Genomic DNA, 6,375 nt, shown 5'->3' with positions numbered 1-6,375 from the left:
CCGCTGGAGCGCACGCCATGAACCTGCCCGTCCCGAGCCTGACCGACCCCACCCTCGTCGCCGACCTGAAGGCCCGGCTCCGGGACGTGCCGGACTTCCCCAAGCCCGGCATCGTCTTCAAGGACATCACCCCCGTGCTGGCGGATCCGCGCCTGTTCGGCCGCGTCGTCAACGCCATGTCGGCGCCCTTCCGGGGGCAGCACATCACGAAGGTGGTGGGCGTGGAGGCCCGAGGCTTCCTGCTGGGCGCCCCCATCGCGCTGGCGCTCAACGCGGGCTTCGTGCCCGCGCGCAAGCCGGGGAAGCTGCCGCACCGCTCGGTGGTGGAGCGCTACTCGCTGGAGTACGGCTCCGACGGCGTGGAGATGCACGAGGACGCCATCCTCCAGGGCGAGCGCGTGCTCGTCGTGGATGACGTGCTGGCCACGGGAGGCACGGCGGAGGCCACCGCGAAGCTGGTGTCCCGGCTCGGCGGCGAGCTGGTGGGCTTCAGCTTCCTCCTCAGCCTGGACTTCCTCGAAGGCCCCAATCGGCTGGGGCGCGAGCGCGTGACGACGCTGCTGACCTTCTGAGCGGCGCTTGCGGACGGTGCAGCGCTCCGGCGTCTCCCGCCGGAGCGCGACGCCGCGCTCGGGCTACGGCTCGGGCAGGGGGATGAGCGGCAAGCAACCCGGGTAAGCCGGCATGCAGTACGGGAGGTTTGGCCCGGGGCAACACACCTGCGAGCCGCTACACGTTCCGCTCGTCGAGCACTTCGGGCGGCAGGGCGCTGCGGTCTGGTTCCGATATTCGTAGACGCAGGTGCCGCCGTTGCCACAGAGCGAACCCGAGGGAGCTCCCGGCTGACAGAGGCTGATGGCGCTCTCCTGGACACCCAGGTCCTCGGAGACGGCCGTCTCCAGCTCCGTCCCACCACAGCCCGCCAGCAGCACGGCGACCGCGAGTACACAACTCCCCATGAGCGACTTCAGTTGCATGCGAATGTCTCCTGCCGGGGTCATCCCGGGAAACGAAGCAGGATAATACGCGAAACATGAAATAATTGAGACAGCGGCCCTCCGCCCGACCGGAGCGGCCCCTGCCGTGTCGCCTGCTGACATGAGGACCGGGCCTGCGCACCCTCCGACGAGCACCAACCAACGCTTCCACGGAGGGGACGACATGCCGAAAGTACACACCCGCGGCGGCGCCCGCATCCGCTACGACGACGTGGGCCAGGGCGAGCCCGCGCTCCTCTTCATCCCAGAGTGGTGCACCACCCGGGCCAGCTTCCAGAAGCTGCTTCCCCGCTGCTCCGCCTTCCGGCGCGTCCTGTCCGTGGACCTCCGGGGGCACGGCGAGTCCGAAGGCGGCGGCACCGACTTCGACAGCACCACGGTGCTGGAGGACCTGCTCGCGGTCGTGGAGGCCAGCGGCGCGCGGCACATCGTCCCCGTGGCCATGTCCCACGCGGGCTGGTGGGCGCTCGAGCTGCGGCGGGCGTTGGGCCCCGCGCGTGTGCCGCGGATGGTGCTCTTGGACTGGATTGCCACCGAGCCCACCCCGACCTTCCTCCGCGCCGTGCGAGGGCTCCAGACGGAGCGCTGGCGCGAGGTGCGAGACGGCCTGCTCCGGGGCTGGCTGGAGGGGCTCGACGACGACGCCATCCGCCGCTTCGTGTGTGATGACATGGGCGCGTTCGACGAAGCCATGTGGGCCCGCGCCGGGCGGGAGATTGAAGCGGCCTACGCCCGCGAGCGCTCTCCCCTGCGAGCGCTCGCGGCGCTGGAGCCGATGCCGCTCACGATGCACCTGTATGCGCGGCCGGAGTCACACGACTACCTGGCGGCGCAGGTGGACTTCGGCGTGGCGCATCCGGGCTTCCACGTGCTGAAGCTCCCCGCCACCAGCCACTTCCCGGCGCTGGAGGTGCCGGACATGGTGGCCGCGGGCATCGAGGCGCTCGTCTCCGTGCGCGAGGTCCTCATCCACGCGGGCGCCGTTCCGGCCTGAGGCGGCGCGGGGACTACCGCAACCCCAGGGCTTCCTTCATGCCATCGGTGCGCTCCCGGGCGCGCCGCATGGCGATGCGCCGGAGTTCGGGGTCCACGGGTAGCGGCATCCACGCCAGGTACCGGGCACCGGAGCCGCCTTCTTTGGACTGCGTACTCGCGACGACCATCGTCCGGTGCTCGAAGGCTTCTTCCCAGGGGGCGCACTCCGACATGGAGAACTTCCGCACGGTGTCGTCCTTCGCCTGCGTCCAGGCAATGCAGGGGAATTCGGAGCAGTCCACCGCCACCACGTCGAGCCCCATCCCGCACTCGTTGGCGGCACGGAAGGCCACGCGCTCGAAGCCCTTGGGCGTGAAGGGCTCGGGCAGCTCGGGCGCGAAGGCGAGGGGCCGTTCTTCGGGCGCCGTGTCCTGCTCGGACTTGGGCTCGACCGAGGGAGGCGTGACCGGCTCCGGGAGCCTGCGAAGCACGGTGGCTTCACGTGCCACCGCCGGCGCGGTCACGGACGCGGCCCGCTTCGGAGCCTCCGACGGACGAGGTGCGGGGCGCGCGGCGGGTGCGACAGCGGCGGAGGCCTGGACGGCGGCTTCCCCGGCCGGCACGGCCGGCACCTGCGACGTGACGGAATCACTGCTGAACCAGACCCCGGCGGAGAATGCCAAGGCCACGACGAGCCCCAGGAGCGCGAAGCGAAGCAGTTTCATGGCCACACCTCATTCATCGAGAATGAACTTCACGGGGTGCCCCGCCGCGCCGAAGTAGCCCGCGGGCACGTCTTTGCCGGGAACGAGCGTGAGCGCCGCTCCTTTCTTCTTGAGGACCGCGCGCTTCAGGGACGCAGTCTCTCCCGGCAATCCCACGGAGACCTCGTAGCTCCCAGAATCATTGCGAGTCGTCACCACGCGCAACGTGCCCTTCCAGTCAGGCCAGCGCACATGGACCTCGTTTCCGGACTCGACGCGGAGGGCGGTTGTCCCCCGGCCATCCTGTACCTTCAGAGCGACCATCTTCGCGTCGCAGGAAACAGGCGGGTCATTGGGGCCGCACGGCGGCGGCAGGGCCCAGGTGGCTCCCGGCACGCCCAGGCAGAGGCCCACCATGACTCCCGTCAGCATCACCGTGCGGCGGCGGAGGGCGGTTCGTGTCATGCACCCCACGCTAGCAGCGCCTGGGACGCCATCCATATTCGGGCACTCGCCCCCGGGGGCAGGTGGGATTGACGTCCGGCCCTGCCCTGTTTATAGGTTGGTCAATCAACCAATAAACAGGCCATCATGCCCCGTCCATCCAACACCGAGGAGCGCCGTCAGCAGATTGTCGCGGGCCTGCTGAAGGTCATGTCGGAGCGCGGCTACGAGCGCGCCTCCGTGGGTGAAATCGCGAAGGCGGCGGGGTTGAGCCCGGGGCTGGTGCACTACCACTTCAGCGACAAGCAGGAGATTCTCCTCACGCTGGTGGAGCAGCTCGCGGCGCGGGCGCGGCAGCGGGTGGCGGCGCGGCTGGAGCGGGTGAAGGGCCCGGACGCCCGAGCCCGCGTGGAGGCCTTCGTGGAGGCCTTCCTCGCCACGGGCGACGACGCGGCCCCGGCGGCCGTCGCGAGCTGGGTCACCATCAGCGCGGAGGCCATCCGTCAGCCCGAAGTCCAAGCCGTCTACGAGCAGGTGGTGCGCGCCGACCTGGAGCACCTGACGTCGCTCGTCGCCGCCGTGGTGGGGCGGCGCAAGGCGCCCGCGCTGGCCGCCGGGCTGTTCGCCGCCGTGCAGGGCTACTTCGTGCTCGCCGCCAGCGTCCCGGGGCTCGTTCCCGCGGGCTCCGCCGCCAGCACGGTGAAGCGCATGGCCGCGGGGCTGCTGGACTCGGCCGGCGCGAAGGAGGACGCATGAGGATGGCCACCAAGCTGGGGCTGCTCTCCAGCCTCTACCTGTCGCAGGGGCTCCCGTTCGGCTTCTTCACCCAGGCCCTGCCCGTGCTGCTGCGCCACCAGGGCCTGTCGCTGCCCTCCATCGGACTGGCACACCTGCTGGCCCTGCCCTGGGCGCTCAAGTTCCTCTGGGCCCCGCCCATGGACCGGCACGGCTCGGCGAGGTGGGGCCGGCGGCGCGGCTACATCCTGCCGCTGCAGTGCCTGTCATCGGGGCTCCTGCTCGCGCTCGCGCTCCCCGAAGGCGGCCTGGACACGCGACTGCTGATGGCCGCGGTGCTGGGCATCAACCTCCTGGCCGCCACGCAGGACGTGGCCACGGACGGACTGGCGGTGGAGCTGCTCGCGCCATCCGAGCGCGGCTGGGGCAACGGCGTCCAGGTGGCGGCCTACCGCGTCGGGATGATTCTGGGCGGAGGCGTGATGCTCGCCGTCTTCGACGCGGTGGGCTGGCGCCCCACGTTCCTCGCGCTGGGCGCGCTGCTGCTCCTGGCCACCGTACCCATCGCCCGCTTCCGCGAGCCGCACACCGCGCCGCCGCCCGCGCAGAGCCTGGGACTGCGGTGGTGGCTGAAGCGTCCAGGGGCTGGCGCGTGGCTCACGCTGCTCGTCGTCTACAAGGCGGGTGAAGCCCTGGCCACCGGGATGCTGCGCACCTTCCTGGTCGACGTGGGCCTGTCGCTGACGTCCATCGGCTGGATGCTCGGCGGCGTGGGCTTCACCGCGGGGCTCGTGGGCGCGCTGCTGGGCGGCGGACTGGTGGTGCGGCTCGGACGGCGCCGGGCGCTGCTCGTCTTTGGCGTCCTCCAGGCCGGCGCGGTGCTGCTCTACGCCCTGGCGGCCCAAGGCCCCACGTCCCTGCCCGTGCTCACCCTCGTCTGCGGCGTCGAGCACGTGGCCAGCGGCATGGCCACCGCGGCCGTCTTCACCGCGATGATGGACGCCTGCCGCCCGGAGCACGCCGCCACGGACTACACCGTGCAGGCCTCCCTGGTGGTGCTGGCCACGGGCGCCGCCGCCGCGCTGAGTGGCTTCAGCGCCCAGGCCCTGGGCTACGCCGGCCACTTCACGCTGGCCGCGTTCCTGTGCGCGGCGGGCACACTGTACGCCGCCCTCACCTTCCACCCGCCCCGGAGCCTGGCCTCCGAGGCCGCTCCCGAGGTGTCGTGATGACCATCGCCGTCTACGCCGGCAGCTTCGACCCCGTCACCGCCGGCCACATGTCCGTCGTCCGGCAGGCGGCCCGCCTCTTCGGCCACGTCGTCGTGGTGGTGGCCGTCAACCCGGACAAGGAGGGCCTGCTGTCCGCCGACGAGCGCGTGGCCCTCCTGCGCGAGGCCGTGGCGCACCATCCCAACGTCACCGTGGCCCGCACGCAGGGGCTCATCGTCGACTTCGCGCGGGACATCGGCGCCAGCGTCCTGCTGCGAGGCGTGCGCGGCGCCACGGACGCCCAGTTCGAGACGACGCTGGCGCAGAACAACCGCGCGCTGGCGCCCGAGCTGTCCACCCTCTTCCTTCCAGCCGAAGCCCACCTGGCCGAGGTGAGCAGCAGCGGACTCAAGGCGCGCGTGGCGCGCGGCGAGGACGTTTCCGCCTTCTGTCCACCGGCCGTCGCGGCGAAGCTTCGGGAGCGACTCGACCCTTCCCTCCGGAGCCTGCCTTGAGCATGTCCTTCATCACCCTTGGCATCGGCGACGCCTTCTCCGCCCTGCGCTATTCGTCCTGCTTCGCCGTGGAGGCGGAGGACCAGGTCCTGCTGGTGGACTGCCCGCACCCCATCCGGAAGATGATGCGCGAGGCGTCCGAGTCCTCCGGCGTGCCCCTGGACGCGGACCGCGTCAGCGCCGTGGCCCTCACCCACCTGCACGCGGACCACGCGTCGGGCCTGGAGAGCCTGGGCTACTTCTCCTTCTTCGTCCTGCAGCGGAAGCTGGAGGTGCTGGCCCACCCCGCCGTCGCGGACCGACTGTGGGAAGGAAACCTGGCCGCGGGCATGGAGTGCCTCATCGAGCGGCGCGGGGAGCCGCCGAACGACAAGCACTTCGAGGACTACTTCGACCACACGCCGCTCTCCACGGAGGCCGCCGTGCGGCACGGGCCCTTCCTCATCGAGAGCCGGATGACGTACCACCACGTCCCCACCACCGCGCTGCGCATCCACGCGGGGGGCCGCTGCCTGGGGTACAGCGCGGACACCGCCTACGACGAGGGCCTCATCGACTGGCTCTCCAAGGCGGACCTCATCATCCATGAGACGAACCATGGCGTGCACACACCCTACGAGAAGCTGGCGGCGCTGCCCGCCGAGCTGCGCGCCCGGATGCGGCTCATCCACTACCCGGATGACTTCGACACCAGCGCGAGCGTCATTGAACCGCTCGCGCAGGGCCGGCGCTACAACGTCTGAGGCGCAAGCGAGCGCCCGGGAGACTCCACCCCGGGCGCCCGGCACCGTCA

Annotated in this window: 9 protein-coding genes; 6 read left to right on the top strand and 3 right to left on the bottom strand. The window is 71.2% G+C overall.

What is annotated here, in order from left to right; all coding sequences use genetic code 11:
* Positions 1 to 17 precede the first annotated feature (17 nt).
* The gene (locus G4D87_RS01445; RefSeq protein WP_163777574.1) at positions 18 to 572 is read left to right on the top strand and encodes an adenine phosphoribosyltransferase; all 555 of its coding nucleotides are present in this window, start codon (positions 18 to 20) and stop codon (positions 570 to 572) included.
* 63 nt (positions 573 to 635) lie between these two features.
* Here G4D87_RS01445 and G4D87_RS01440 read toward each other — a convergent pair whose 3' ends face one another.
* Positions 636 to 977, bottom strand: coding sequence for a hypothetical protein (locus tag G4D87_RS01440; RefSeq protein ID WP_163777571.1), 342 nt, complete (start codon positions 975 to 977; stop codon positions 636 to 638).
* Positions 978 to 1,161: 184 nt separating this feature from the next.
* On the opposite strand from G4D87_RS01440, the gene G4D87_RS01435 reads away from it, so the two are divergent.
* Positions 1,162 to 1,992, top strand: a complete 831-nt coding sequence (locus tag G4D87_RS01435) for an alpha/beta fold hydrolase (protein ID WP_163777568.1) — start codon at positions 1,162 to 1,164, stop codon at positions 1,990 to 1,992.
* Between the two features lie 13 nt (positions 1,993 to 2,005).
* Here G4D87_RS01435 and G4D87_RS01430 read toward each other — a convergent pair whose 3' ends face one another.
* The gene (locus G4D87_RS01430) at positions 2,006 to 2,698 is read right to left on the bottom strand and encodes a hypothetical protein (RefSeq protein ID WP_240357930.1); all 693 of its coding nucleotides are present in this window, start codon (positions 2,696 to 2,698) and stop codon (positions 2,006 to 2,008) included.
* Between the two features lie 9 nt (positions 2,699 to 2,707).
* A complete protein-coding gene (locus tag G4D87_RS01425; protein ID WP_163777468.1) occupies positions 2,708 to 3,142 on the bottom strand; it encodes a sialidase/neuraminidase family protein in 435 nt (144 codons plus the stop codon).
* A 126-nt stretch (positions 3,143 to 3,268) separates the two neighbouring features.
* Here G4D87_RS01425 and G4D87_RS01420 point away from each other — a divergent pair, with 126 nt between their 5' ends.
* Genes G4D87_RS01420 through G4D87_RS01405 form a run of 4 tightly spaced genes read left to right on the top strand, consistent with a single transcriptional unit; the run spans position 3,269 to position 6,325 of the window.
* On the top strand, positions 3,269 to 3,877 hold the full coding sequence (locus G4D87_RS01420) for a TetR/AcrR family transcriptional regulator (protein ID WP_163777566.1): 609 nt from the start codon (positions 3,269 to 3,271) through the stop codon (positions 3,875 to 3,877).
* Entirely contained in the window at positions 3,874 to 5,085 is a 1,212-nt protein-coding gene (locus tag G4D87_RS01415) for an MFS transporter (protein ID WP_163777564.1), read from the top strand. The genes G4D87_RS01420 and G4D87_RS01415 overlap by 4 nt, the downstream gene beginning before the upstream one ends.
* A complete protein-coding gene (gene coaD / locus G4D87_RS01410; protein ID WP_163777561.1) occupies positions 5,085 to 5,582 on the top strand; it encodes a pantetheine-phosphate adenylyltransferase in 498 nt (165 codons plus the stop codon). Before G4D87_RS01415 ends, coaD begins: the two co-directional genes overlap by 1 nt.
* Positions 5,579 to 6,325 carry an MBL fold metallo-hydrolase gene (locus G4D87_RS01405; protein WP_163777558.1) on the top strand — a complete coding sequence of 249 codons (747 nt, stop codon included), beginning with the start codon at positions 5,579 to 5,581 and terminating at the stop codon, positions 6,323 to 6,325. The genes coaD and G4D87_RS01405 overlap by 4 nt, the downstream gene beginning before the upstream one ends.
* Positions 6,326 to 6,375 lie beyond the last annotated feature (50 nt).

Source organism: Myxococcus vastator (assembly GCF_010894475.1).
In the GTDB taxonomy this organism is placed as follows: Bacteria; Myxococcota; Myxococcia; order Myxococcales; family Myxococcaceae; genus Myxococcus; species Myxococcus vastator.
This window is presented reverse-complemented; position numbering and strand designations above follow the sequence as displayed.